21 protein-coding genes are annotated in these 22,966 nt (G+C 68.2%); 7 read left to right on the forward strand and 14 right to left on the reverse strand.

Annotation, left to right across the window (positions count from 1 at the left end; translation table 11 throughout):
• Positions 1-52: 52 nt before the first annotated feature.
• A complete protein-coding gene (locus tag LYSHEL_RS04925) occupies positions 53-2,965 on the reverse strand; it encodes a putative bifunctional diguanylate cyclase/phosphodiesterase (RefSeq protein WP_213436263.1) in 2,913 nt (970 codons plus the stop codon).
• A 233-nt stretch (positions 2,966-3,198) separates the two neighbouring features.
• On the opposite strand from LYSHEL_RS04925, the gene LYSHEL_RS04930 reads away from it, so the two are divergent.
• The gene (locus tag LYSHEL_RS04930) at positions 3,199-3,474 is read left to right on the forward strand and encodes a hypothetical protein (protein WP_213436265.1); all 276 of its coding nucleotides are present in this window, start codon (positions 3,199-3,201) and stop codon (positions 3,472-3,474) included.
• Between the two features lie 147 nt (positions 3,475-3,621).
• The gene (locus LYSHEL_RS04935) at positions 3,622-4,116 is read left to right on the forward strand and encodes a hypothetical protein (RefSeq protein WP_213436267.1); all 495 of its coding nucleotides are present in this window, start codon (positions 3,622-3,624) and stop codon (positions 4,114-4,116) included.
• 56 nt (positions 4,117-4,172) lie between these two features.
• Here the strand turns inward: LYSHEL_RS04935 and LYSHEL_RS04940 are convergent, their stop codons facing one another.
• The 4 genes from LYSHEL_RS04940 to LYSHEL_RS04955 form a co-directional block, all read right to left on the reverse strand.
• Complete coding sequence (locus LYSHEL_RS04940) at positions 4,173-6,530, reverse strand: ATP-binding protein (protein WP_213436269.1); 2,358 nt, start codon at positions 6,528-6,530, stop codon at positions 4,173-4,175.
• Positions 6,527-6,865, reverse strand: coding sequence for a thioredoxin family protein (locus LYSHEL_RS04945; RefSeq protein ID WP_213436271.1), 339 nt, complete (start codon positions 6,863-6,865; stop codon positions 6,527-6,529). The genes LYSHEL_RS04940 and LYSHEL_RS04945 overlap by 4 nt, the downstream gene beginning before the upstream one ends.
• Positions 6,866-6,939: 74 nt before the next feature.
• Complete coding sequence (locus tag LYSHEL_RS04950; RefSeq protein WP_213436273.1) at positions 6,940-7,719, reverse strand: lytic transglycosylase domain-containing protein; 780 nt, start codon at positions 7,717-7,719, stop codon at positions 6,940-6,942.
• A gap of 71 nt (positions 7,720-7,790) precedes the next feature.
• Entirely contained in the window at positions 7,791-8,579 is a 789-nt protein-coding gene (locus LYSHEL_RS04955; RefSeq protein ID WP_213436275.1) for a lytic transglycosylase domain-containing protein, read from the reverse strand.
• Between the two features lie 67 nt (positions 8,580-8,646).
• Between LYSHEL_RS04955 and LYSHEL_RS04960 the strand changes: the two genes are divergently transcribed.
• On the forward strand, positions 8,647-9,174 hold the full coding sequence (locus tag LYSHEL_RS04960) for a hypothetical protein (RefSeq protein WP_213436277.1): 528 nt from the start codon (positions 8,647-8,649) through the stop codon (positions 9,172-9,174).
• A 30-nt stretch (positions 9,175-9,204) separates the two neighbouring features.
• Here the strand turns inward: LYSHEL_RS04960 and LYSHEL_RS04965 are convergent, their stop codons facing one another.
• On the reverse strand, positions 9,205-10,248 hold the full coding sequence (locus tag LYSHEL_RS04965; RefSeq protein WP_213436279.1) for a proline iminopeptidase-family hydrolase: 1,044 nt from the start codon (positions 10,246-10,248) through the stop codon (positions 9,205-9,207).
• A gap of 276 nt (positions 10,249-10,524) precedes the next feature.
• Between LYSHEL_RS04965 and LYSHEL_RS04970 the strand changes: the two genes are divergently transcribed.
• On the forward strand, positions 10,525-12,441 hold the full coding sequence (locus LYSHEL_RS04970; protein WP_213436281.1) for a hypothetical protein: 1,917 nt from the start codon (positions 10,525-10,527) through the stop codon (positions 12,439-12,441).
• Positions 12,442-12,458: 17 nt separating this feature from the next.
• On the opposite strand, the gene LYSHEL_RS04975 is transcribed toward LYSHEL_RS04970, so the two are convergent.
• Genes LYSHEL_RS04975 through LYSHEL_RS05000 form a run of 6 tightly spaced genes read right to left on the reverse strand, consistent with a single transcriptional unit; the run spans position 12,459 to position 16,386 of the window.
• On the reverse strand, positions 12,459-12,851 hold the full coding sequence (locus tag LYSHEL_RS04975) for a DUF1801 domain-containing protein (protein ID WP_213436283.1): 393 nt from the start codon (positions 12,849-12,851) through the stop codon (positions 12,459-12,461).
• Positions 12,852-12,877: 26 nt separating this feature from the next.
• Positions 12,878-13,306 carry a DUF1801 domain-containing protein gene (locus tag LYSHEL_RS04980; RefSeq protein WP_213436285.1) on the reverse strand — a complete coding sequence of 143 codons (429 nt, stop codon included), beginning with the start codon at positions 13,304-13,306 and terminating at the stop codon, positions 12,878-12,880.
• 24 nt (positions 13,307-13,330) lie between these two features.
• The gene (locus tag LYSHEL_RS04985) at positions 13,331-13,468 is read right to left on the reverse strand and encodes a hypothetical protein (RefSeq protein WP_213436287.1); all 138 of its coding nucleotides are present in this window, start codon (positions 13,466-13,468) and stop codon (positions 13,331-13,333) included.
• A 10-nt stretch (positions 13,469-13,478) separates the two neighbouring features.
• Positions 13,479-14,942, reverse strand: a complete 1,464-nt coding sequence (locus LYSHEL_RS04990; protein ID WP_213436289.1) for a DUF4178 domain-containing protein — start codon at positions 14,940-14,942, stop codon at positions 13,479-13,481.
• A 3-nt stretch (positions 14,943-14,945) separates the two neighbouring features.
• Positions 14,946-15,947, reverse strand: a complete 1,002-nt coding sequence (locus tag LYSHEL_RS04995) for an SPFH domain-containing protein (RefSeq protein WP_213436291.1) — start codon at positions 15,945-15,947, stop codon at positions 14,946-14,948.
• 43 nt (positions 15,948-15,990) lie between these two features.
• Positions 15,991-16,386 (reverse strand): DUF350 domain-containing protein, encoded by a 396-nt coding sequence (locus LYSHEL_RS05000; protein ID WP_213436293.1) that lies wholly within the window; start codon positions 16,384-16,386, stop codon positions 15,991-15,993.
• 136 nt (positions 16,387-16,522) lie between these two features.
• Here LYSHEL_RS05000 and LYSHEL_RS05005 point away from each other — a divergent pair, with 136 nt between their 5' ends.
• Both LYSHEL_RS05005 and LYSHEL_RS05010 read left to right on the forward strand, forming a co-directional pair.
• Entirely contained in the window at positions 16,523-18,034 is a 1,512-nt protein-coding gene (locus LYSHEL_RS05005; protein WP_213436300.1) for a polyamine aminopropyltransferase, read from the forward strand.
• A complete protein-coding gene (locus tag LYSHEL_RS05010; protein ID WP_213436302.1) occupies positions 18,034-19,680 on the forward strand; it encodes an NAD(P)-binding protein in 1,647 nt (548 codons plus the stop codon). Before LYSHEL_RS05005 ends, LYSHEL_RS05010 begins: the two co-directional genes overlap by 1 nt.
• A 14-nt stretch (positions 19,681-19,694) precedes the next feature.
• On the opposite strand, the gene LYSHEL_RS05015 is transcribed toward LYSHEL_RS05010, so the two are convergent.
• Complete coding sequence (locus LYSHEL_RS05015) at positions 19,695-20,276, reverse strand: DUF1294 domain-containing protein (RefSeq protein ID WP_213436304.1); 582 nt, start codon at positions 20,274-20,276, stop codon at positions 19,695-19,697.
• 11 nt (positions 20,277-20,287) lie between these two features.
• Entirely contained in the window at positions 20,288-20,605 is a 318-nt protein-coding gene (locus LYSHEL_RS05020; protein ID WP_213436306.1) for a hypothetical protein, read from the reverse strand.
• Positions 20,606-20,902: 297 nt separating this feature from the next.
• On the opposite strand from LYSHEL_RS05020, the gene LYSHEL_RS05025 reads away from it, so the two are divergent.
• Positions 20,903-22,963, forward strand: a complete 2,061-nt coding sequence (locus tag LYSHEL_RS05025) for an early set domain-containing protein (RefSeq protein WP_213436308.1) — start codon at positions 20,903-20,905, stop codon at positions 22,961-22,963.
• Positions 22,964-22,966: the final 3 nt, after the last annotated feature.

Consider the following 22,966-nt stretch of genomic DNA (forward strand, 5'->3'; position numbering starts at 1 on the left):
CGCACAGGGTACGCCCGCGGCCGTCATCCGCCAGTCGCGATCCCGGGTTTCACTATCCCAGCCAGTGGCTGGCCGGCTGCGGCGCGGCGAAGCGATAGCCCTGGCCGTAGGTGCAGCCCATCCGCTTGAGCACGTCGTGCTGCGCGGCGGTCTCGATGCCCTCGGCCACGATCTCCACGCCCAGCGCATTGCCGAGCGCGAGGATGGCTTCGATCACTGCAGAGCTGCGCGGCGATTCCCCGTTCGCGAACGGCGCGACGAAGCTCTGGTCGATCTTGATCATGCGCAACGGGAAACGATGCACGTGGCCGAGCGAGGAGTAGCCCGTGCCGAAATCGTCGAGCGCGGCTTCCACGCCGGCTTCGCGCAGGCGATGCAGCGTGGCCACCATCGCCTCGGGATCGCCGAGCAGCGTGCCTTCGGTGACTTCCAGGCGCAGCGCCGCCGGATCGAAGCCGTTCTCGGCCACCAGGTCCAGCAGGCGGCGATCGAAATCGTTGTGCTGGAACAAGCGCGGCGACACGTTGAGCGTGATGTAGCGCTGCACGCCATCGCCGCGCGGCGCGACCAGCGCGCGGCCGGCCTGCAACGCGAGGCGGAACATGCGCCAGTCGATCGGTTCGATCAGCCCGCTGTCTTCTGCGACCTTCATGAACTCGCCCGGCCGCAGCACGCCGCGCGACGCACTGCGCCAACGCAGCAAGGCTTCGTAGCCCACCACCGAATCATCGTCCAGGCGCACGATGGGCTGGAACCACGGTTCGAATTCGTCGCGCAGCAAGGCGTCGCGCAGCGCCTGCTCGAGGTCGAGCACGCCCATCGCGGTCTGGTGCATCGCATCGTCGAACAGCACGAAGCGATTGCGGCCCGCGGTCTTGGCGCGATAGAGCGCGGTGTCGGCGTCGTGCAGGATGCGGTCGGCGGACTCGCAGCCTGCGTCGGCGATCGCGATGCCGATGCTCGCCGAAAGCTGCAGGTCGCGCCCGGCCACCTGCAGCGTCGGCTGCAAGGCGCGCAACACGCGCTGCGCCACCTTGCAGGCGGTTTCGGGCTGCTGCACGTGTTCGAGCAGCATCACGAATTCGTCGCCCGCCATGCGCGCCACCACGTCGGGCTCGCGCACGCACCCGGACAGGCGGCTGGCCACTTCCTTCAGCAGGGCGTCGCCGGCGCTGTGGCCGAGGCTGTCGTTGACCACCTTGAAGCGGTCCACGTCGATGTAGAGCAGGCCGAAGCCCCACTGCACATCGCGACGCAGCCCGCCGATCGCGCGCTCGATGCGATCGCGCAGGTAGATGCGGTTCGGCAGGCCCGTGAGCGCATCGTGCATTACCTGGTGCTGCAGCTGCGCTTCGATGTGCTGGCGCACCTGGATCTGTTCGCGCAGCTCGACCGTGCGCTCCTCGACGCGCGTCTCGAGTTCGGCGTTGGCCTGGCGCAGCAGTTCCGCCGCGCGCCGGCGCTGCAGCGAACTGCCGATCTGGTAGGACACGAACGTCAGCAGTTCCGCATCGCGCTCGTCGTAGGCGGTGCTGGATTCGTAGCTCTGCACCGCGACGACGCCGATCGCCCCCTCGGTGCTGAGCAGCGGCGCGCCGAGCCAGACCTGCGTGGGCGCGCCCATCATGGCGGGGTCCAGCAAGCCGGCGGTGATCATGTCCATCGCATCGGGGCGCTTCACCAATTGCGGGCGCCCGGTCTGCAGCACGAATTCGGTGAGGCCGCGGCCGAAGCTGCGCGCGCTCCAGTCGCGTTCGAATTCATCGGCCGCGTAGGGGAACGACACGACCATGCCGTCCTCCGACAACAGGCCGATGTAGAAATTGCGCGCGTCGATCAGCTCGCCGACGATCGCGTGCACGTGGCGATAGAAGCCATCGCTGGTTTCGTCCAGGCTCGCCAGCGCGGCGATGCGGTACAGCGCGGCCTGCAGGCGTTCGCCGCGTTCGCGCTCGCCCACTTCGCGGCGCAGTTCGCTGTTGGCCACCTGCAGCTGCTGCGTGCGCTCGACGACGTGCTGTTCGAGTTCGGCGCGGCCACGCTTGCGTTCCAGCGCGGTGAGGATGTGCTCGGCCACGAAGGCCAGGAGCGACATCTCCGCCGTCGTGTAGCACCGATCGCCGGTGTAACTCTGCACGACCACCACGCCGTGGACCTCGCCTTCGCGCAACATGGGCACGCCCAGCCAGTCGCTGCTGTCCGCGCCGTGCAGGCGCAGCGGGCCGGAGACCTGCTTCTGCAGATCCTCGGTGGCGCCCATCAGCGGGCGCTTGTCGCGCACCAGGTACCACGTGAGGCCGCGCTCGAAGTGCGCCAGCGGCACCTCCTCGTCCGGCAGCAGCTTGTCCTGGTCGTCCACCACGTCCGCGAAATAGAGGAAGCGCAACGCATCGCGTTCGCGGTCGTACAGCGCGATGTAGAAGTTCTCCGCGTACATCAGGTCGGAGACGATGCGGTGCAGGCCGCGCAGCATGTCCGGCATGTCGAGGTCCGACCCCGCCATGTCGGCGATCGCGTAGAGCGAGCGCTGCAGCTTTTCGGCCTGCTCCAGGCGCGCCACGCTTTCCTGCATCTGCTGCATGCCCAGCAACTCGGCCAGGCGCAGGCGCAGGGCAGGGTCCGCGTCCACGGGACCGGCCGGGCAATGCAGGACGGCGACGGCATCCTCGCCGTCGTCGTGCAGCACGCGGGGGTTGGCAGCGTCGTTCACGCCCGCGCGGCTGCGCGCGACGGCATCGATCGCCCGCGCCAGGACGCCGGGGTCCACGGGGCCTTCCGGCCAGGCGCGCACGTCGCGCGGCCAGTGCGTCGACCACAGCACGCAGGCGCCCATGGCCGGCAGGTGCGGGGCCTGCGCGAACCAGGCTGCGATGGCCTCCGCCGGCGCGCGCGCACCCAGCAGGGCCGCCGGCAACGGCGTCCCGTCTGTTGCTTGCGATGTCGTGCCGGCGCGTGGCGCGGTCATGGTGGTTCCCCGTGGCTCCCCGGGTGCCCTGCCCCGGCCTCGCGCGGCATGCCGCGGCGCGATCGGCGCACAGGGTAGAGAGCGCCCCTTGTCCGAACTGTGCGCATGGTCACCGGCACGATGCAACCCGGGTCGCAGCACTGAACCATTCACAGGTCCATCGTCACGGCGCATGCACGCGGTCCTCGCGAGCGTGCGACCACGCCGGCCCGGCCGGTGCACGGGGGACATCGATGGACAAGGAAGACCTGGGGCCCGAGCTCGAGGCCGAACTGGAAGCGCTCGACCGCGAGATGCCGCGCATGCAGTCGATGTCCGGGGGCATCTTCGCCCTGGCCACCGCATGGGCCGAACGCCACGCCGCCATCCTCGAACGCACGCCGCCGTCGATGCGCGCCGCGATGGAATCGCGCCTGCATCGCATGGGCATCCGCTGGGGCGTCGTGAGCGGTTCGCGCATGACCGCGCAATTTCCGGCGATCGGCCTGCCGCGCAAACGCATCGCGTAGACGCAACGTGCAAGCGGCAGGCGTGCGTGTTCACGCCGATGAACTCCGTTAGTTGCGACTTCACCGCACGCGCCCCTCGCGCTAACGCGCTGCTGCGTAACGTGCGTCGCATCGGCCAAGCCGGCCGAATTGCAAGGAGTCACGAAGATGGCGGGTCAGAACACCACCGGCGGCATGGGCCAGGACAAGAACCAGAACCAGTCTTCCCAGAACCAGTCGTCGCAGAACAAGCCGGCACAGAACCAGGCTTCGCAGAACCAGGCTTCCAACCAGAACCAGTCCTCGCAGAACCAGTCCTCGCAGTCGCAGTACTGGAAGGGCCAGTTCCAGAACGAGCCCTATTACCAGCAGGGCCGCCAGTACGAAGAGTACGAGCAGGCCTACAACACAGGTGAGCAGGGACGTTCGCAGTACGGCACCAGCGGCCAGACCTTCGAGCAGTCCGAGAAGAACCTGCGCGCGGACTACGAGAAAACCGCTTCCAGCAACAGCAAGGCGCTGAAGTGGGAAGACGGCGGCAAGCAGGCGGCGCAGGCCGCATGGGAACGCGCCGGCAGCGCGCAGTCCTCGCAGTCCAGCGACCGCGACATGCAGCAGGGCAAGCAGGGTTCGGACGCCAGTTCGAACAAGCGCACCAGCTAAGCAACACCGTTGCACACGAATCGCCGACGCCTCGCGCGTCGGCGATTTTTTGTGCGTCAGGCTTCGCGCCGCTGGATGCGCAGCAATGAATCCACCAGCGTCACCAGCGCCGCCGGATCCACCGGCTTGACCAGGTGCGCGTCGAATCCCGCCTCCGCGCTGCGCTGTCGATCCGACGCCTGCCCGCGCCCCGTGATCGCCACGATCACCAGCGCCTCGCCGCCCGCAGCGCGCATGCGCCGGCACACTTCGAGGCCATCGACGCCGGGCAGCCCGAGGTCCAGCAACACCGCATCGGGCGAGAACGTGCCCTGCCATACCAGCGCGGACGCTGCGTCGTAGGCGGTGCGCACCGTGTGCCCTGTCATGCGCAGGTAGAGCGCCAGCGAATCGGTGTGTTCGCGGTTGTCGTCCACCACGAGCAAGCGCAAGCGCTGGTGCGCGGCTCCCATGGGGCCGCCGGACACCTCGTCGTCGCTGAAATCCACCGCGTCGCCATCGTGCAGCGGCAAGCGCACTTCGAACTCGCTGCCCTGCCCCAGGCCGCCGCTGCGCGCGAGCACGGTGCCGCCGTGCAGTTCGACGAGGCTGCGCACGAGCGTCAGCCCGATGCCGAGGCCGCCCGCCGCGTGTCCGATGGAATGCTCGGCCTGGTTGAACAGGTCGAACACGCGGTCGAGTTCATCCGGCTCGATGCCCAGCCCGTTGTCGCGCACGCGCAGCACCACGTCCGCGTCCTGGCGCGTCGCCGACAGCACGATGTGGCCGCCGGGGTTGGTGTACTTGGCGGCGTTGTTCAACAGGTTCGACAGCACTTGCGCGAGGCGCACGGGATCGGCGCGCAACGGCAGCGGCAGCGTGGGCATGTCGATGTCGAGCGTGTGGTGCGCGGCATCCAGCAACGGACGACTCGTCTCCACCGCGCGCTCCACGACGTCCTGGATCGTCACCGCCTGCAGGTGCAACGGCACCATGCCGCGCGTGATGCGCGAGACTTCCATCAGGTCGTCGACCAGGCGCACGAGTTGCGCGACCTGGCGTTCCATCACCGCGTGCAGGCGCTCGCTGTCCACCGCGGCGCCATCGCCCTCGTCCGCCATGCGCAGGATGTGCAGGCAGTTGCGCAGCGGCGCGAGCGGATTGCGCAGTTCGTGCGCGAGCGTGGCGAGGAATTCGTCCTTGCGGCGATCGACGTCGCGCAGCGCCACTTCGGCCAGCTTGTGGTCGTGGATGTCGGTGGTCGAGCCGTACCACGCAGTGACCTGGCCGTCGTCGTCGCGCATCGCCTTGGCGCGCACGAGGAACCAGCGATACGCGCCGTCGCGGCGGCGCAGGCGCAGCTCGACATCGAAATCCGCACCGGCATGCGCGCGCGCCCAGGCTTCGGCGGCGAGGTGGCGATCGGCGGGATGGATCGCGCCGTTGCGCGAGTCGCGATCCACGCGTACGGGCAGGCCGGTGTATTCGAGCCAGCGATCGCTGAGCCAGGTCAGTTCGCCGTCGGCGCTGGCGCTCCACAGGATCGACGGCGTGGCGTTCGCCACGTAGCGGAAGCGTTCTTCGCTCACGCGCAGCGCGTGCTCCGTGCGCGTGCGCAGGGTGATGTCGTCGAACATCACCGCCACGCGGTTCGAGCCCGGCGCGCCGTACGGGAAGGCATGCACTTCGTACATGCGGTCGTCCAGCTCGCGCGCGGGCAGGACCTCGCGCACCGGCTGGCCCGTGCGCGCCACGCGGCCGTAGAGTTCGAACCAGTGCTCCTCGTGCGACGGGGCGAGTTCGCGCATCCGCTTGCCCACCGCATCGCGCAGGCCGGTGTGGCGCTCGAAGGCGGCGTTGGTTTCCAGGAAGCGGTAGTCCACCGCGCGATCGCCGTCGAACAGCACTTCGATCACGCAGAAGCCCTGGTCGATCGTCGCGAACAACGAACGGCAACGTTCCTCGCTCGCGCGCAACGAGGCGATCGCCTGCTCGGTGTCGCCGCCGTGCACCAGCGGTGCGCGCTCGTCCAGTTCCAGCAACACCACCGTCGATGCGCGCAATACGCCGGCCGTGTCGCGCACCGGGCTCAGGCGCATCAGCATGCGCGCGGTCGCGCCCTGCACGCGCGCCAGGCGCACGTCGAGCGCGATGGGGCCGTGGCGCAGGCGCAGGTCGTGCAGCGCCGATGTCACCGCGGGGCGCGCGTCGTCCTCCACGAGGTGCGACAGGTCGACGCCGCGCAATGTTTCGATGCCACGCCCGAGCAGTCGCGCGGCAGCGGTGTTCACGTCGACGATGCGGCCGTGCGCATCGGTGCGCAGCAGGCCGATGTCCGCGCGATCGCCGATCTCCAGCCACCGCTCCGACGGCGCCGGCGTATCCGGCGTGCGGCCGTCGTCAGGCGCGGGCACGGGGGCGGACGGGAGTGTCATGCATCCGCCGGCGGATCGATCGCGGCAAGGGCCTCGGCGACGGGCGCCGCGGTGAGCGGCCGCACGATGCGCGCCACCTCTTCGCCATCGCGCAGGAACACCAACGTAGGCCACAACTTGACGCGGTACGAGCGCCCGAGCGGTTGTCCACGTCCGTCTTCGACTTTCACGTGTCGCACGTCGTCGTGCGTGGCGAACGCGACTTCGATCGCCGGTTGCGCCGCGATGCAATGCCCGCACCACGGCGCGCCGAATTCGATCACGGCGGGGCCGGCACGCGCATCGACGTCGTGTCGTGCGGGCTCGGTGGATTCGTAGTTGCGCGCGAACGCCATGGCGCGGCCTGGGGGGATGGACAGCCCCGAATCTAGAACCAACGCAGTGAGTGGCGCGTGGCGCGCGGTGTTGTTCAGCTACGGCGCGCGCGGCGCACGGGTTTCTGCAACGCGCTGCGGTAGCGCTCGACGAGGGCCTGGACCTTCTCGACGTAGGCCTCGGTTTCCGCGTACGGCGGCACGCCCCCGTAGCGTTCCACCGCGCCCACGCCGGCGTTGTAGGCGGCGGCCACCAGCACCAGGTCGCCCTTGTAGCGGCGCATCAGGCTGCGGATGTGGCGCGCTGCACCATCGATGGATTGCGTCGAGGAGTACGGATCGGACACGCCGTATTCACGCGAGAGCGCAGGCATCAGCTGCATCAGGCCCTGCGCGCCCTTCGGCGACAGCGCGCGCGGATCGAAGCCGCTCTCGGCGTGCGCGATCGCGCGCAGCCAGGCGTCTTCGACACCGTTGCGCTTCGCGGCGGCGGTGAACTGCGCAGCGAAGACGTTCAACTGCGGCGCCCCGAATTCGCCCAGGCCTTCATGCGCCCACGAATCGCGCGGCGCGTGGATCTTCACCGGCTCGGCCACTTCCTTCCAGCCGGGGATCGCACGCGTGCTGTACACCACGCGTCCGTTCATGCGCGTCGTGTAGAGGTTGCCGCGCACGGGGCCCAGGTCGCCCCAGAAGTTCGGGACCTTCGCCTTGCGGTCGTTGACGCGCTTGGCCTTGCAGCGGGCGCCGGGCTCGGGTGCGGTCGACAAGCTCAGGCGTTCGTCGCGCAGGCATTCGTAGACGGTGCGCGCGTGCAGCCCGCTGCAGGGCAACAGGAGCAGCAGACCGAAAGCAAGGGCGGCCGTGCGCGTCATGGGGCGCACATCAGACCGGGGTGTCGTTCAGCGTGGCGTGAAGGCCGCGTGTGCGTTGCAGCAATGGCGCGTCAGCGGCGCCGCTTCGCCTTCGCGGGCGTCGCCTTCGCCAACGCCGTCTTGTAGCGCTCGTAGAGGGCCTGGACCTTCGCCACGTAGGCGACGGTTTCCTTGTACGGCGGCACGCCCGAGTACTGCGCCACCGTGCCGATGCCCGCGTTGTAGGCCGCGGCCGCCAGTTCCAGGTCGCCCTTGTAGCGACGCAGCAGCGACTTGATGTGGCGTGCGCCGCCGTCGATGGATTGCGCGGGCGAAAACGGATCGTCCACCGAATACTCGCGCGCGACTTCCGGCATCAACTGCATCACGCCCTGCGCGCCCTTGCTGGAGATCGCCTTCGGATCGAAGCCGCTTTCGGCGTGCGCGAACGCGCGCAGCATCGCGTCTTCCACGCCGCTGCGCTTCGACGCCGCGCGGAATTCCGCAGGGAAACGATCCAGCCGCGGCGGCCCCAGTTGCCCGAGGCCTTCATGCGCCGGCGATCCCGGCGGTGTCTGCACGGTGAACGCGAGCACCGGCACCGACCCCGGCAACTTGCGCGTGCCGTACACCGTCTTCCCATCCTGCTGGCGTTCGTACAACGTGCCCTTCACGACGCCGAGGTTGCCCCAGAGGTTGGGCACCTTCGCCGCGTCGTCGTCGAAATGTTGCGCGACGCACTTCGACCCGGGCTCGGGTGCCGTGGAGAGCGAAACGGTGCCGTCGCGCGTGCAGCGGTAGACGGTGCGGGCGTGGGCGGCCCCCGTGATGACCACGAGAGGCAGCAACAGCCACGCAAGGATGAGCCGGGGGGTTCGCATCGGCGCGGAGCCTAGCGCAGTTGCCGGCATGGCGCTGCCTTCACGGCGCTCCGGGCAGAACACGTGCATGCGACGACATCCGATGAACTTCCTGGCGATCTGTGCGTTCGGCCTGCTGCTCGCCGCGTGCGCGACCAAGCCGCGCGAGACCGCGAAGACCGAACCCGACACCGAGATCGTCATGCCGCCGCCCGCCGTGACGCGCGGCGAATTCCTGATCGAGGCCGACAAGAACGACACCTGGAACGCCGTCGGGCAGATCGCGGTGCGCACGCCCGGCGTGGAATACGCGGGGCGCTCGCAGATGATGGACATCTACTCGGTGCGCTATCGCGGCGAGGACTTCATGCTGCAGACGAAGGCGATGCTGCTGTCCGACACGATCAGGAAGACGACGACGCGCGTCACCGCCACCACGCAGGACGGCAAGCCGATCGACAGCGACGCGGCCGCCGACCTGCTGGCGCGCATCCAGCAAGCGCTGCCGGCGGAAGTGGAGCGCGTCCATGCGCAGCTGCTCGCCGATGCGAAGGCCAAGGCCGCGAAGGGCAAGAAGTCGAAGGGCAAGGCGAAGAAGAAGTCGAAGAAGACGTAACGTCCTGGCCCTCGGCGGCGTGGCAGGGAATCAGTGCGTCGACGCGGTGCGCGCACCGGCATCGTCGACGCGATGCAGGAAGCGCAGCAGGCCGGCGAAGTACACCTGCTGGTCGTCGTAGTACGCCATGTGGCTGCCGTTGGGGCAGTACAGGTATTCGCCCTTCGGCAGGCGCTTGCTCATCATCTCCATGAACTTCGGATCCATGGTGTCGTAGCGCGCACCGATGACGAGCGTGGGCACGGGGATCTTCGCGAGGTCGCTGGTGCGATCCCAATTCACGAGCAGGCCGCTCGCGCCGAGTTCGCTCGGGCCCTGCATCGGGACGTAGACCTTCTTGTTGATGTGGCGCTGGAAGCCGCGCAGCACCGGTTCCGGCCACTCCGCCATCGGGCGGCGCAGGATGTGGTGTTCGTAATGCGGCTGCAGCAGCGCGTCGAATCGCGGGTTGGCGTAGTCCTTCGCCGCGTCCAGGCGCTTGAGTTCGGCGAGCGCGGCGGGGTCGAGCTCCGGCATCAGCACCTCGCTCGCGTACTTGTTGTACGCGGGAATGCTGGAGACCATGTTCGAGATCACCAGTCCCTTCAGGTGCTGCGGATACTTCAGCGCGTACTCCATCGCGAGCATGCCGCCCCACGAGTGGCCCAGCAGGTAGAAGTTGCTTTCGTCCAGGTGCAGGGCCTGGCGCACCTGCTCCACTTCGTCGACGAAGCGATCGATGGTGAGCAGGCGCGGATCGTCCGGCTGGTCGCTGTAGTACGAGCCGAGCTGGTCGTAGTAGTAGTACTCGACGCCGTCGGAGGGCAGGAAGCTGTCGAACACTTCGAACGGCTCGTGCGTCGCACCGGGCCCGCCGTGCAGCAGCAACACCTTGATGCGCGGGTTGTTGCCGACACGCTTGGTCCACACGCGGAAGTCCCCCGCCGGCGTGTGGATCGGGATCATGCGCACGCCGCCCTGCCAGGCATCGGCGTGGCCGGTGGCGTCGAAGTACTGGTGGAGGGTGGGCGGATCCGCGGCCGAAGCCGTGGTGGCGAACAGGCCCAGCAACATCGAGAACAGGAACGTGCGCATGACGGTCTCCTGCGGCACCGGCGGCCGATGTGGGCGGGAGTGTAGCGCTGGAGCGGAACGGGCTGCCTGTCAGGCGGATCCGGGGGCCCTGCCGGGGTGAAACCCGCCAGATGCCCGGGGAATCGGCGCGTGTCATCCCGGCGGCGTTTTGGGCCACGAACCCGTTGCTAGCGTGCGCGCCCGCCCTCGCCCGCCAAGCCCATGCACCTCTCCCCGATTGCTGCGCGAGTGCCACGCGCGATCGCGATCTGTGTCGTCGGGATCGCGGTGGCCGGAATGATTGCGACGCAACTGGTCACGGCGACGTCGCTCGGGCTGGTCGGCGTGTATCTCGTGCTGGCCGTCGTCGTGCTTGCGGTGGCGCTCATCGTGGCGAAGGCGGCGCGCTGGCCGCTCGCATCAACGGTCACGCTTCCCTGGCTGCTGGCGTTCGCGTGGTTCGAAGGATGGCGGGCGTGTCTTGCGCTCGCCGGTCTCGTGCTTGCGGCGCTGGCGGTGGGAACGCTGTTGCGGATCGGAACGCGCAATGTGGCGCTCGCCGTCGCATGCGGATTGGTCGTGCTGGGCGCCACCACGGGCTGGGTGCTGACGTTGCCGATCCATCACGCGGGGGTGTGGTGGTCGGTCGTCGCGGTGCTTGTGGCGTGGCGGCATCGCGCGATGGCACGGATCGCCGTTGTCGCACTGCATCGGTGGCAGGTCGGGATCGCTGCTGCGCCCAGGTCGTCCGTGCTGGCGATCATGGCGGTGGGCCTTGCATCGACATCGACGTGGCTCCCCAACCTGCAAGCCGACGATCTCGCCTATCACCTGCAACTGCCGGCTGGGCTGCTGCAGGACGCCGTCTTCGATCCGGACGTGCGACGACAAGTGTGGGCCTACGCGCCCTGGTTGAACGACACGTTGCACGGGATCGTCGCGGTGCTGGGCCGCGCGCTGACGCACGCGCCCTTGAACCTGCTGTGGCTGATGCTCGTGGGTGCGATGGCGTGGCGCCTGATGCGCGTGCTCGGGGCAGCGGCGCCGCTCTGCAACTTCGGCGTCGCGGTGGCGTGCAGCGTGCCGATGGTGCCGGGCGTGGCCACCGGCATGCACACGGAGTTGCCCGCGACCGCGTTGACGCTGGCGCTGTGCAGCGTCGTGTTCGCACCGGCGCGGGCGAGTACGCCTGCGGCGCTTGCCGTACTCGCCGGCGGGTTGCTTGCGCTCAAAGGCATGCATGCGCTCGCCGCATTGCCCTTGCTCGCGTTGGGCACCTGGCGCACACGTGCGCAATGGCGTCGTGGCGTGCCGATGCTGCTGGCGGCGTTCGCGTTGTGTGCGTCCGCGTATGCGCATGCCTTCCGGGCCACGGGGAATCCCGTGTTCCCGCTGATGAACGGTGTCTTTCGTTCCGATGCCGCGGTGTCCGTCGACTTCCGTGATCCGCGATGGACGCACGACATCGGATGGCACACGCCATGGCAAGCGTTGTTCGAGACGACGCGGTTCCTCGAGAGCGGCGACGGTGCACTGGGCATGTCCGCCTTCGTACTGGCGGGTGGTGCTTGCGCGATGGTGTGGCGTCGCGCGTGGATTGCACCGTTGCTGGTCACGGCAATGCTCATCCTGGTTCCGTTCGCGTTGGTGCAGTACGCGCGCTATGTGTTGCCCGGCATCGTATGTTTGTCGATCCTGGCGCTGGCGGCGTGTGGTCGCGCGCTCGGGTCGCAGCACGCCACCGCGCTCGCCATCGCATGCATCGGGATGCACGTCCTGTTGTTGCCTGCGGGTAACTGGTTGCTGTCGACAAGCGCCCTCGTGCGCCAGGTCGCGAGCGGTGGCGACGACGCGGCGCTGCTCCGCAAGTTCCTGCCGCCGCAGGCAGCCCTTGCGCAGATTCCATCGATTGGCGAAGGCATGGTGCTGTCGGCCGACCCGGACGCCCCATACGTTGCGCCGTTCGGCCGACGAGGCGCCAGCGTCAGTTGGTATGCGCCCGAGTTCCAGGCCGCTGCGCGCGCCGCCGATCGCGATGCGAGCGGTGCGCGGTGGGAACAACTGCTCATCCGGAACGACGTCGCATGGGTGCTGGTCGACGACGACAACACCAGCCCCGCGCTCATGATGGCCCTGCGCAATCGCAGGGCCTCGCCATATTTCATCGCGGGACAGTCCGCTGTTTGGCGGTTGCCGCGCGAGGCGCCTCGATAACGGTCGACGGTCTCGCTTCAGTCCTTGCGCTTGTTGACCGCCACCGCCGCCCGCAGCAACGCCTTGAACGCCTTCTCGTCGACCTTGTCGCCTTCGCGGAAGTCGATCGCGCGGCGCGTGTTGCCGTCGAGGCTCGAATTGAACAGGCCCGCGGGATCGTCCACCGACGCGCCCTTGGCGAACGTCAGCTTCACCTTGTCCTTGTAGGTCTCGCCGGTGCAGAGGATGCCGTCCTTCGACCACACGGGGACGCGCCACTTCCATTCCTCGACGACGCCGGGCACCGCTTCGTGGATCAGTGCGCGCAGGCGCGCGAGCATCTTGCCGCGCCAGTCGTTGAGGGAAGCAATCTTCTCGTCGATCAGCACCGACGGATCCATCGCGGCTTCTTCGGGGGTCGCTTTCTTCATCGCGCGTGCTCCTTGCTGTGGGGGCGTCAGAGGCGTTGTCCGGGCAGCGTGCCGGCTTGCCGGATCCAGTCGGCGAGTTGTACTTCGTCGAGCGCTTCGCCTTCGTGGAGGTGCAGGTAACGCGTGCCGGGCGTTTTCGATTCGACGGGCGGCATCGGGCGCAGCGACGTGCCGCCGAAGAAGGCCACCTTGATGTAGCGCTCGAAGCAGTGGAACGAGAGGCACCAGTCGTCGCGCACCACCGCGCCGTAGAGCGGCGAGTTGTACTTCACGGCCTTGCGCACGTCGGGCAGCGTGCGGGTGATCAGTGCGTCGAGGCGGCGGCCGATGTCTTGCTTCCAACCGGGCATCGCGGCGATGTACGCCTGCACGGGAGTGTCCCCGTCGCCTTTCGCGATTTGCGGGTTGCCGCCGGAGAGCAGGACCGGCGATGCGGCGCGCGTCTTCGACGACATGGCGACCGGCGCCTCCCGCGCGTCCTACTTGTGCCCGCCGCCGGAGGTCCATCCGGAGCGCCCGGCGGAACTGCCCCAGCTGCGATCCTCGTCCTCGCGTCCTGCGATGAGGACGATGGCCAGGACCACGACGACGTAGATGAAATAGAGGCGTTTGCTCATTCCTGCGTCCTCAAGTCGTGCTCACGTACCAGCCAACCACGAGCGGCACCCAGATCAGGGCGAGTCCCAGCAGCATCGCGGGGCCCGAGATCATGTCCGAAAAAATGCAGAGGAACATGGACGCAAAGATCGCAATGCTCAGGGGCGAGGTCGCATCATCGACGGAATCGTCGGACGACGCAGCCACCTTGCGCGGCTTCGGTGCGATCGGAACCCCGAACGCCTTGGAGATGGTGGGGGCGGATGTCGTCGTCGCCAGCGACCAGGTGATTTCCTCCGAGGTCTGCTCGCGCGTCAGCGTCTGGCCCAGGTTCTGGAAGTCGGTGATCCGCGTTTCGTCGCCGCGGCGCACGCGCCAGTTGAACGCACCGAACACCGCCTTGACGCGCGCGTTGTAGGTGTACTTCTGCGGCCACGTCATGCCGCGGAACTTGCACGAGGCGATGCCCACTTCGCTGGGCCACTCGTCGCTGACGGTCACGCGCTGCCAGCCGTCGTCGGTCTCCACCAGCCAGTGGTAGCCGCGCTCGGGATTGAACAGCAGGTACTCCGTCCACTCCGGTTCCTCGTCATCGTCCGGCACTTCGCAGCGCATGATGCCGATGATCGTGTACTCCACGCCCAGCTGTCCGCGGGCGCCGAGCGCCAGCGTGGTGTGGATGCGCGCGAGGCGGTGGTTCGCTTCGATGACCTCGGCGCGGTCGCCGGTGCAGTCGACCACCGAACTGCACGACGGGCACACGACCTGCGTGGCCATCGCGGCGACGATCGTGATCGCGGCTCCGCAGTTGGGGCAATCCAGGGGCAGCACCTGGCCGCGATACCGGCCCGCGCTGGCGAGGATGGATTCCGGGCTGCGCAGCGTAGTTGGCGTCAGGTCGGTGCGCTCGGACGCGTTGCCGGCATAGATCACCGGCGCGCCATCGGTGTAATCGAGGGTGGCGAACGCGCGACCGCGGCGGCAATCGGCGGCGCGCGCGTCCCAGCCGTCGGCGGCGTTGACCGGCAACTCGCCTTCGCCGCCCACGCAGCGGCTCTCGCGCTTGTCGGAGACCAGGTACAACACGCCGTCGATCTTGACCGGCTGGCCGACGTGCAGGTCTTCGAACGCAGGCAACGGGGCCGGGAGCACCGGCGCATCGAGGCGACGCGTCAACGCGTACTGGTCCGACGCATCGGACAACCACCCGTTGGTGCCGTCATCGAACAGCACGTACCACTCGTTCCAGCCACCCGCCTCGTATTGCATGCGCAGGCGGCCGATGACGTTGAACCGCTGCGTGCCCTGGTGCCCGCGCGTGCCGATCTGCACCGGCGATCCATCCTCGACCACCGCGGCCATGCGCCCCACGGTGCGCGCGACGCCGGCATCCTTCGTGATCGTGCTGCGGCACGTGCCGCACACGACCATCACCGCACCCGCGGAGGCGAAGCGCACCGACGCCCCGCACTGGGGGCACAGGAACTCCTGCATTCGTCAGCCCGCCATGTTGCGCAGGATCTCCGCCTTCGCGGCGTCGTATTCCTGCGCCGTGATCAGCTCGAGTTCGAGCATGCGCTTGAGCTGCTGCAGCTTCGCCACCGGATCGGCGGCGGCCGCGGCTTCCGCGGCGGGCTTCGCCGGTTGCGCCAGGCCCTGCGACATGGCCTGGCCCATGGCGGCGCCGGCGGCCAGGCCCGCGCCCACGCCCGCGATGCCGCCTTCGTTCTGCGCCGCCATCGGGATGGCCGTGGCGACCTGGTACTTCGTGAACTTGTCGAGGTCGCCCGACATGCCCAGCGCGATGCGCGTGTCGAGCGCCTTCTGCAGGTCTTCCGGGAGCGAGACGCTTTCGACCGCGAAGTTCTCCAGCGCGACGCCATAGCGCTGGAAGACCGGCGCGAGGTGTTCCTGCATCTTCTGCGCCATCGCCGCCTGGTTGCCGGCCAGGTCGAGGAACGGCACGCCGCCGTTGCCCAGCGTGTCGGCCATGGTGGCGACGACGAGGTTGCGCAGTTGTTCTTCGAGGTCGTCGACCGTGTAGACGGCGCGCGTGCCCGCGATCTCGCGGTAGAAGCGCTCCACGTCGGCGACCTTGTAGCTGTACACGCCGTGCGCGCGCACGCGCACCATGCCGAATTCGCTGTCGCGGATCGTCACCGGTTGCGCGGTGCCCCAGCGCCGTCCCAGCTGCAGGCGCGTGGAGAAGAAGATCACGTCCGACTTGAACGGCGATTCGAACAGCTTGTCCCAGTGCTGCAGCGCCGTGAGCACCGGCAGCGTCTTCGTGGTGAGCTTGTACATGCCCGGGCCGAAGACATCGGCGATGCGGCCTTCGTTGACGAACACCGCCATCTGCGAATCGCGCACCGTCAGGCTGGCGCCGTACTGGATCTCGAGGTCTTCCATCGGATGGCGCCAGGCGAGGACGCCGCCGCCTTCCTCGACCCATTGCAGGATGTCGACGAACTGCTTGCGGATGAAGGAACCGATACCCATGGCGAAAACCCTCGGCGGGCGAATGGAAAGGAGTTGCGGGCGATCAGGTCAGGCAGGCGGCGTTGACGATGCCCACGCCCAGCGAGATCGTGCCCATCAGGCCGCCCATGGCGGTATTGCCATCGTGGATGGCCTGGTTCATCTGGCGCATCGCGCGCGCCACGATGGCGTAGGCGACGACCTGCGCGACCATGGCGCCCAGGGACCACACGATGAACAGGTGCCAGCTTGCGTGCAGTGCAATGCTGAAGGCGAGCGTGCAGCTGAAGCCGAGCAGCGCACCGCCCAGCGACAGGGCCGCGGCGACGTTGCCTTCGCGGATCAGCATCCATTCGTCGAAGCGCGTGATGCGGGCATACAGCAACACGAAGACGGCCAGCATGGCGAGCGCCGACACCAGGTACGCCAGGTACGGCACCACCGCGTTCAAATCAGGCATCCCTGGCCTCTCCCCCGAAAGTCGGGGCCAGTATATCGAGTTGGCATGGCTGGTTGGCCCGGTGATCGGCACTCGATAAAGTAGCCGCCCGGCCCGGGGACGCGTGCCGAACTCCCCACCGGAACCTTGGCCCACGATGCGCGATCGCGCCCTCATCCTCTCCGTCCTGATCGTCGCGTCCTGCGGCCTTGGCTATGAACTGATCAGCAGCGCGCTCGCCAGCTACCTGCTCGGCGATTCGATCCTGCAGTTCTCGTCGGTGATCGGTTGCTACCTGTTCGCGATGGGCATCGGGTCGTGGGCGTCGCGCTACGTCGAGGACGACGACGTGCTGGATCGCTTCGTCGACCTGGAAATGCTGATCGGCCTGCTCGGCGGCGCGTCGGCCGCGATCCTCTTCATCATCTTCGCGTGGCTGTCCACACCGTTCCGCACGTCGCTGTACGTGATGGTCTTCCTGCTCGGCCTGATGGTGGGCATGGAGATCCCGCTGGTGATGCGCATCTTCAACCGGCGCCGCACCGAGTTCCGCGAACTCGTGAGCCGCGTGCTCGCCTTCGACTACCTCGGCGCGCTGGTGGTGTCGCTGGTGTTTCCGCTGGTGCTGGCGCCCTACCTCGGGTTGTTGCGCACCGCGTTCCTGTTCGGCCTGTCCAACACGTGCGTGGCGATGTGGACCGCGCTGGCGTTCCGCGACGAACTGACGCAACCGCGCCGGCAGATGATGCGCGGCGTGCTGGTGCTGGGCCTGCTGTGCACCGGGCTGGCGTTTTCCGGCCGCATGACGCAGTGGGCCGAGCGCGGCATCTACGGCGACGAGATCGTGCACGCGCAGTCCACGCCGTTCCAGCGCCTCGTGGTCACGCGCTGGCAGGACGACCTGCGCCTGTACATCAACGGCAACCTGCAGTTTTCCTCGCGCGACGAGTACCGCTACCACGAGGCGCTGGTGCATCCGGGCTTGCAGGCGTTGCCGGGCGTGCGCCGCGTGCTGGTGCTCGGTGGCGGCGACGGGCTGGCGGTGCGCGAGATCCTGAAGGTGAAGTCCGTCGAGCACGTGACGCTGGTGGACCTCGATCCTGCGATGACGGGCATGTTCTCCACGTCGCCCGCGCTGGTCGCGTTGAACCGCGGTTCGCTCAAGAACCCGCGCGTCACCGTGGTGAACAACGATGCCGGCCGGTGGCTGGAAGCCAACCGCGACATGTTCGACTTCATCGTCGTCGACTTCCCGGATCCGTCCAACTTCGGCATCGGGCGGTTGTACTCGGTGCCGATGTTCCGGTTGATGGCGCGGCACCTGTCGGCGAATGGCTACATGGTCGTGCAGTCCACGTCGCCGTACTTCGCGCCGCGTTCGTTCTGGAGCATCGATGCCACGCTGCGCGAAGCCAACCTGCACACCTGGGCGTACCACTGCGACGTGCCGTCGTTCGGCGACTGGGGGTTCATCCTGGCCGGGCATCGTCGCGACTACACAGTGCCGCGCACGCTGTCGGTGCCCACGCGCTACCTGACGACGGAGACGATGCGCGAACTGTTCGTCTTCCCCAAGGACATGCAACGCCTGGCCATGCCGCCCAACCGGCTCGACGAACAAACGCTGGTGCGCTACTTCGACGAGGACTGGCGCCGGGTGATCCGCTGATGCAGCGGCGCACGTTCCTGATCGGCGCGGGGAACGCGTGCCTGCTCGGGGCGGCGGGATTCACTGCGTCGCGGTTGCATCGCGCGGTGGAGACCACGCCGGAGATCGCGTATCCGGGCATGCGCGAAGGCCATGCGCTGCGCGACGGCAAGGCATTGCCACCGCCGCGCGGCGAGCAGCGCGTCGGCGTTGCGATCCTGGGCTCCGGCGTGGCTGGCATGGCCTGCGCGTGGGCGCTGGCGCGCGCAGGACGCCGCGACTTCGTGGTGTTGCAGGGACCGGAATACGGCGGCAACGCCACCGCGGCCAACCTGGCGGCGCCCGGCGACGACGTGCTGGCGTGTCCATTGGGCGCGCATTACCTGCCGCTGCCTTCGACCGAATCCACGCACGTCCGCAGCCTGCTGGCCGATGTCGGATTGTTGCTGGACGGCGAACACGACCCTGCGTCGTATTACGACGAAGCCGCGTTGCTGCATGCCCCGAAGGAACGGCTGCTGCGCGCGGGGCGGTGGGAAAGCGACCTGCTTCCGAGCCAGGGCCTGCCGCCGGAAGCGCTGCAACAGCAACGGCGTTTCTTCGCGGAAGTGGCGGCACTGCGCGTGCAGCGTGGGCGCGATGGTCGGCGCCTGTTCGCCATTCCCATCGCGCTTTCGTCCGCGGAAGCGGAATGGCGCGCGCTGGATCGGGAAACGTTCGCGCACTGGCTGGATCGTCGTGGTTACACCGCGCCCAGCCTGCGCTGGTACCTGGATTACTGTTGCCGCGACGACTACGGCGCTTCCACGCACACCGTCTCCGCGTGGGCCGGGCTGCACTACTTCGCCAGCCGCGACGGCAAGGCGGCGAATGCGGCGGGGGATGCGGTCCTCACCTGGCCCGGTGGGTTGTCGGAACTCATCGCGCGCATGCGCGCGGCGACGACGCGGCGCCTGGGGCACGAACGCTGGTTGCAGCCGGGCTTCGCGGCGCGCGTTGCGGACCGTGCCGGCGGCGTCGACATCGTGCGAGTGCGCCACGACGGTGGCGCGCTCGCCACCGACACGATCCGCGCGCGCCACGCCGTCAGCGCGATGCCCTTGCACGTGCTGGCGCGGATCTGGCCCGGGCTCGCGGGCAGCGGCTACGACGCCGCCACGCACGCCAGTCCGCACGCTGCGTGGCTGGTGTCCAACTTCCTCGTCGACGGCTATGCGCGCGAGCTGCCCGGGGAAGCGCTGGCGTGGGACAACGTCGTTTACGGGGGGCGCGGCCTGGGCTACGTCGTGTCGACGCACCAGATGCTGCGCGTGGCGCCGACGGCGCGCACGGTGTTGTCGGCGTATCAATCGCTGGATCGGATGTCGCCGCAGCAAGCGCGCGCGTGGCTGATGCGCGCGACGCCGGAAGCACTGCGCGAGGAAGCCGCAAGCGATCTGTTGCAGGCGTACGGCGACCAGCTATGGCGTCGTACGAAACGGTTGTCGATCACGGTGCGCGGGCATGCGATGGCGGTGCCTGCGCCGGGTTACCTGGATAACGCAGGGTTGGCCGCGTTGCGCGCGATGGACGGGCCGGTGCGGATCGCGCATGCCGACCTGTCCGGCTATTCGATTTTCGAAGAAGCCGCGTGGTGGGGCGTGCGGGCGGCGGAAGGGCTCGCCTAGGCGGGCCCATCGCGTCAGCGGTGCGCGTTCCACCAAGCGAGTGCGGCGACGTTGGCAACGACGGTGATCCAGAACACGGCCTGGAACGACGCCTTGCTGCGCTTGTGCCGGAACAGGTCCTGCGCGACGAGCGCGCCCGGCCAGCCGCCGGTGAGCGCGAGGAAGTGCAGCGTGGATTCCGGCGTGCGCCAGGCATCGCGCTGCGCGCGGGACTTGTCGGCGGCATAGACGAGCACAGCGACGAGGCTCATGCCGCCGTACACCATCAGCACGGTCGGCGGCATTTTCTGCTGCCAGACGGCGAGTGCGAAGAAGGCCAGCGCGGCGAGGCCGATCCATTTGCGCGGGAGTCGCGAGGGCGTCGCCTCGGAACGCGCCTTGCTCGGCGCGGCATTCGCGACACGCACGTCGATCGCGTTCAAGCGCTGGCGATCATCGCGCTGCACCGTGTACGTCACGCGCGTGCCTTCCGCCGGTCGACGACCCCGCGGGAATGCCCGGATATGCACGAAGGCGCGATCCCCGCCGCCATTCGGTTCGATGAACCCGAAACCCCGCGCGTCCTGCCATTCGACGACCCGTCCTGCCAAGCGCATGCAGCGTGTCCTCAGGCTTCGCCGTCGTCCGTATTCGCGTCCGCGAACAGCATCGCGAACTCGTCCGCCGTCAGCGTGATGCCGACGTCCTGCGCGAGCGCGCTGTTGCGCTCCCACACCTCGCGGATCGCATCGCCGATGCCTTCGCCCCATTGCATCTGCGCCGCGACGATCTCCTGCCAGGTGCCCTGGTGGTCGAGGGATTCGGCGAGCTGCGGCGCCATCTTTTCGAGCGCCTCGCGCTGCACGGGATCGAGTGCGTCGATGGCATCGAGCGCCAGGCACTCGATGAGGCGAAGGAAGGGGCGGCCGGTGTAGCGGTCTTCCATGGGGCGCGTCTCCGCGGGTGCCGTCGGGGTGGGCGGGAGTTTACGCCGCCAGGACGACACATGGTCGGAAGACGCGACCTCATCCTTCGATCGCAGGACCTGCTTCGCGTCGGTCATGCGTATTCCCCTGCCGCGCTGGATTCGAATTCGTTCGAATTTGGCGATGCTTCCAACTTCCATCTGCGGCCACGTCGTTCCAGCCTCGAAAAACGCCCACGCGCGACTTGTCGCGCCAGGGCACTTCAAGGGAAGGGAGCACGACGAATGCACAGATCGATGCGGGCAACGCTGCTCGCAATGTCCGTGGGATTGGCGGCGCCAGCGGTCGGCGCAATCGAATCCACGGCCGTGGACGAGTACACCAGGCGCCTCAAGGTCCACCAGACGATCCAACCGATCGGCGAGGCGCCTTTCGGCGAATCGATCAACCTCTACACGGGCGAGATCAGCTTTGCCAACGAGGACATCGTGCTCGAGGGCCTGGGGCCGACGATCACGATCACGCGTCAATACCAGCGTCAGGACACGCACGAGCAGGTGCCGTTCGGCCTGCAGCGCGGCTTCAGCGACTGGGTGCTCGCAATCCCGCACATGGCGACGCTGACGCCGGGCAACAGCAAGTTGGGTGGCGTCGTCGGTACGTGGCGCGTCGAAGGCCCCGATGGCCTCCCCACGGACCAGCGCTGCTCGCAGTTCTCTTCGATATGGTCGCCGCCCGGCGGGCTCGCTCCGAAGTACGGCGAAGTCGAACTCGATACCTGGTGGCACGGCTACCAGCTCGTCGTGCCCGGCGCGGGCAGGCAGGACGTGCTGCTGCGCAATCCTTCCAACACGCGCAAGCCCGCAACGGGCCTCTATCCAGGCGTGACGGCTGGCAACTGGCAAATCGGTTGCCTGCCATCCACGCGCAACGGACACGCGGGGGAAGGATTCCTTGTGCTGTCGCCCGATGGCCTGCGGTACCACCTCGACCATCTCGCGTATTCGGCCTACAGCACGATGAACGCGATAGTCGACGGATCGGGCGACAAGCCGATCATGTACTACCTCACGCGCAAGCTTGCGCGCATGTATGCGAGCCGCGTGGAGGATCGCTTCGGCAACGCGATCACCTACCACTACTCGGGCGATCGGCTCACCGATATCACCGCCACCGATGGTCGTCGCGTTGCGATCGACTGGGATGCGACGGAGCCGTTGGTCACTGCGATCCGCACGATGCCCGGCACAGGGAGCGAACGCACGTGGCGCTACGAATACGCAGGTCAACGCCTCGCGAAAGCGATCCGACCGGATGGTTCCGCCTGGACATATGCCATGGGCGGCATCGCGCCGGAAATCCTGCCACTGCGCCTCGATGGATGCTTTACGGCAGGCGGCCCACCGCACGTATCGGGCGCCTCCTCCCCGCCGGGCCATGTGGATGCGTCGGCCACCGTCACCCATCCCTCGGGCCTGGTCGGGCAGTTCCGGGTTGCGTGGCGGTTGCGTGCGCAAACGTCCGCGCTGAGCTGGTGCACGGGCCTCGGTGAAGTATTCGAAAACGGCAACCCGTACTTCCTGTCGATGGCGTTGGTCGACAAGACCTTTTCCGGTCCGGGCGTCTCGCCGATGACGTGGCGTTACAGCTACGAACCCCCCGCCGCGAGCGTCGATCGCTACTGCCCGACGGTGGCCTCGTGCAAGAACACCACGTCCGTCGACATCACCGATCCGGCCGGGGTGCTCACGCGTTACACCTACAGCACGCGCTTCGACGCGACCGAAGGCGAACTGCTGCGCGTCGACCACGGCCTGGCGAATGGGGTGGCGCAGCGCACCGAACTTCGCGAATACCACTTGCCCGCTGGCCCGCGCCCGTATCCGTCGCCGAACGGCAACGCCATGACCTCCGGCAACAGCTACAAGTCGGAGAACGCGGTGCCCGTGCGTTCGACGGTCGTGCACCAACAGGGGGCGACGTTCACGCGCGAAGTGCTGGCGTTCGATGCGTACCTGTATCCGACGCAGGTCAGCGAGCGCGCGGCCGAACCCGCGACGCCTCCCCCGCCTCCGCCTCCGCCACCGCCTCCGCCGCCACCGCCGGCGGTGCCCGGAGTGCCCGTGTTGACCGTCACGCCGGAGTACATGGCCGGTTCGCCGATCACGACGTACTTCAGCCAGTGGTCTGCCATGCCGGGCGCGGCCCGATACGACCTGCAGGGCAAGAACATCGCCTTGTCCGGTGAGCCCGCCACGCTCTACAGCAGCAGCGGCACCGACTTCGAATACGCACGCCGCGGCACGTGGCAGTTCCAGGTGCGCGCGTGCAACACCAGTGGCACCTGCAGCGCGTGGTCCGCGCCGGTGACGCCATGAGGA

Origin of the sequence: Lysobacter helvus (genome assembly GCF_018406645.1) — a bacterium.
Lineage (GTDB): Bacteria > Pseudomonadota > Gammaproteobacteria > Xanthomonadales > Xanthomonadaceae > Noviluteimonas > Noviluteimonas caseinilytica.

Bases quoted from the DNA above. Each gene is read 5' to 3' on its own strand.
- LYSHEL_RS05020 (WP_213436306.1), bottom strand. From the start codon at position 20,605: ATGGAAGACCGCTACACCGGCCGCCCCTTCCTTCGCCTCATCGAGTGC.
- LYSHEL_RS05025 (WP_213436308.1), top strand. From the start codon at position 20,903: ATGTCCGTGGGATTGGCGGCGCCAGCGGTCGGCGCAATCGAATCCACG.
- LYSHEL_RS04945 (WP_213436271.1), bottom strand. From the start codon at position 6,865: ATGGCGTTCGCGCGCAACTACGAATCCACCGAGCCCGCACGACACGAC.
- LYSHEL_RS05000 (WP_213436293.1), bottom strand. From the start codon at position 16,386: ATGCCTGATTTGAACGCGGTGGTGCCGTACCTGGCGTACCTGGTGTCG.
- LYSHEL_RS04990 (WP_213436289.1), bottom strand. From the start codon at position 14,942: ATGCAGGAGTTCCTGTGCCCCCAGTGCGGGGCGTCGGTGCGCTTCGCC.
- LYSHEL_RS04925 (WP_213436263.1), bottom strand. From the start codon at position 2,965: ATGACCGCGCCACGCGCCGGCACGACATCGCAAGCAACAGACGGGACG.
- LYSHEL_RS04935 (WP_213436267.1), top strand. From the start codon at position 3,622: ATGGCGGGTCAGAACACCACCGGCGGCATGGGCCAGGACAAGAACCAG.
- LYSHEL_RS05015 (WP_213436304.1), bottom strand. From the start codon at position 20,276: ATGCGCTTGGCAGGACGGGTCGTCGAATGGCAGGACGCGCGGGGTTTC.
- LYSHEL_RS04955 (WP_213436275.1), bottom strand. From the start codon at position 8,579: ATGCGAACCCCCCGGCTCATCCTTGCGTGGCTGTTGCTGCCTCTCGTG.
- LYSHEL_RS04940 (WP_213436269.1), bottom strand. From the start codon at position 6,530: ATGACACTCCCGTCCGCCCCCGTGCCCGCGCCTGACGACGGCCGCACG.
- LYSHEL_RS04980 (WP_213436285.1), bottom strand. From the start codon at position 13,306: ATGTCGTCGAAGACGCGCGCCGCATCGCCGGTCCTGCTCTCCGGCGGC.
- LYSHEL_RS05010 (WP_213436302.1), top strand. From the start codon at position 18,034: ATGCAGCGGCGCACGTTCCTGATCGGCGCGGGGAACGCGTGCCTGCTC.
- LYSHEL_RS04970 (WP_213436281.1), top strand. From the start codon at position 10,525: ATGATTGCGACGCAACTGGTCACGGCGACGTCGCTCGGGCTGGTCGGC.
- LYSHEL_RS04960 (WP_213436277.1), top strand. From the start codon at position 8,647: ATGCGACGACATCCGATGAACTTCCTGGCGATCTGTGCGTTCGGCCTG.
- LYSHEL_RS04930 (WP_213436265.1), top strand. From the start codon at position 3,199: ATGGACAAGGAAGACCTGGGGCCCGAGCTCGAGGCCGAACTGGAAGCG.
- LYSHEL_RS04965 (WP_213436279.1), bottom strand. From the start codon at position 10,248: ATGCGCACGTTCCTGTTCTCGATGTTGCTGGGCCTGTTCGCCACCACG.
- LYSHEL_RS04985 (WP_213436287.1), bottom strand. From the start codon at position 13,468: ATGAGCAAACGCCTCTATTTCATCTACGTCGTCGTGGTCCTGGCCATC.
- LYSHEL_RS04995 (WP_213436291.1), bottom strand. From the start codon at position 15,947: ATGGGTATCGGTTCCTTCATCCGCAAGCAGTTCGTCGACATCCTGCAA.
- LYSHEL_RS05005 (WP_213436300.1), top strand. From the start codon at position 16,523: ATGCGCGATCGCGCCCTCATCCTCTCCGTCCTGATCGTCGCGTCCTGC.
- LYSHEL_RS04975 (WP_213436283.1), bottom strand. From the start codon at position 12,851: ATGAAGAAAGCGACCCCCGAAGAAGCCGCGATGGATCCGTCGGTGCTG.
- LYSHEL_RS04950 (WP_213436273.1), bottom strand. From the start codon at position 7,719: ATGACGCGCACGGCCGCCCTTGCTTTCGGTCTGCTGCTCCTGTTGCCC.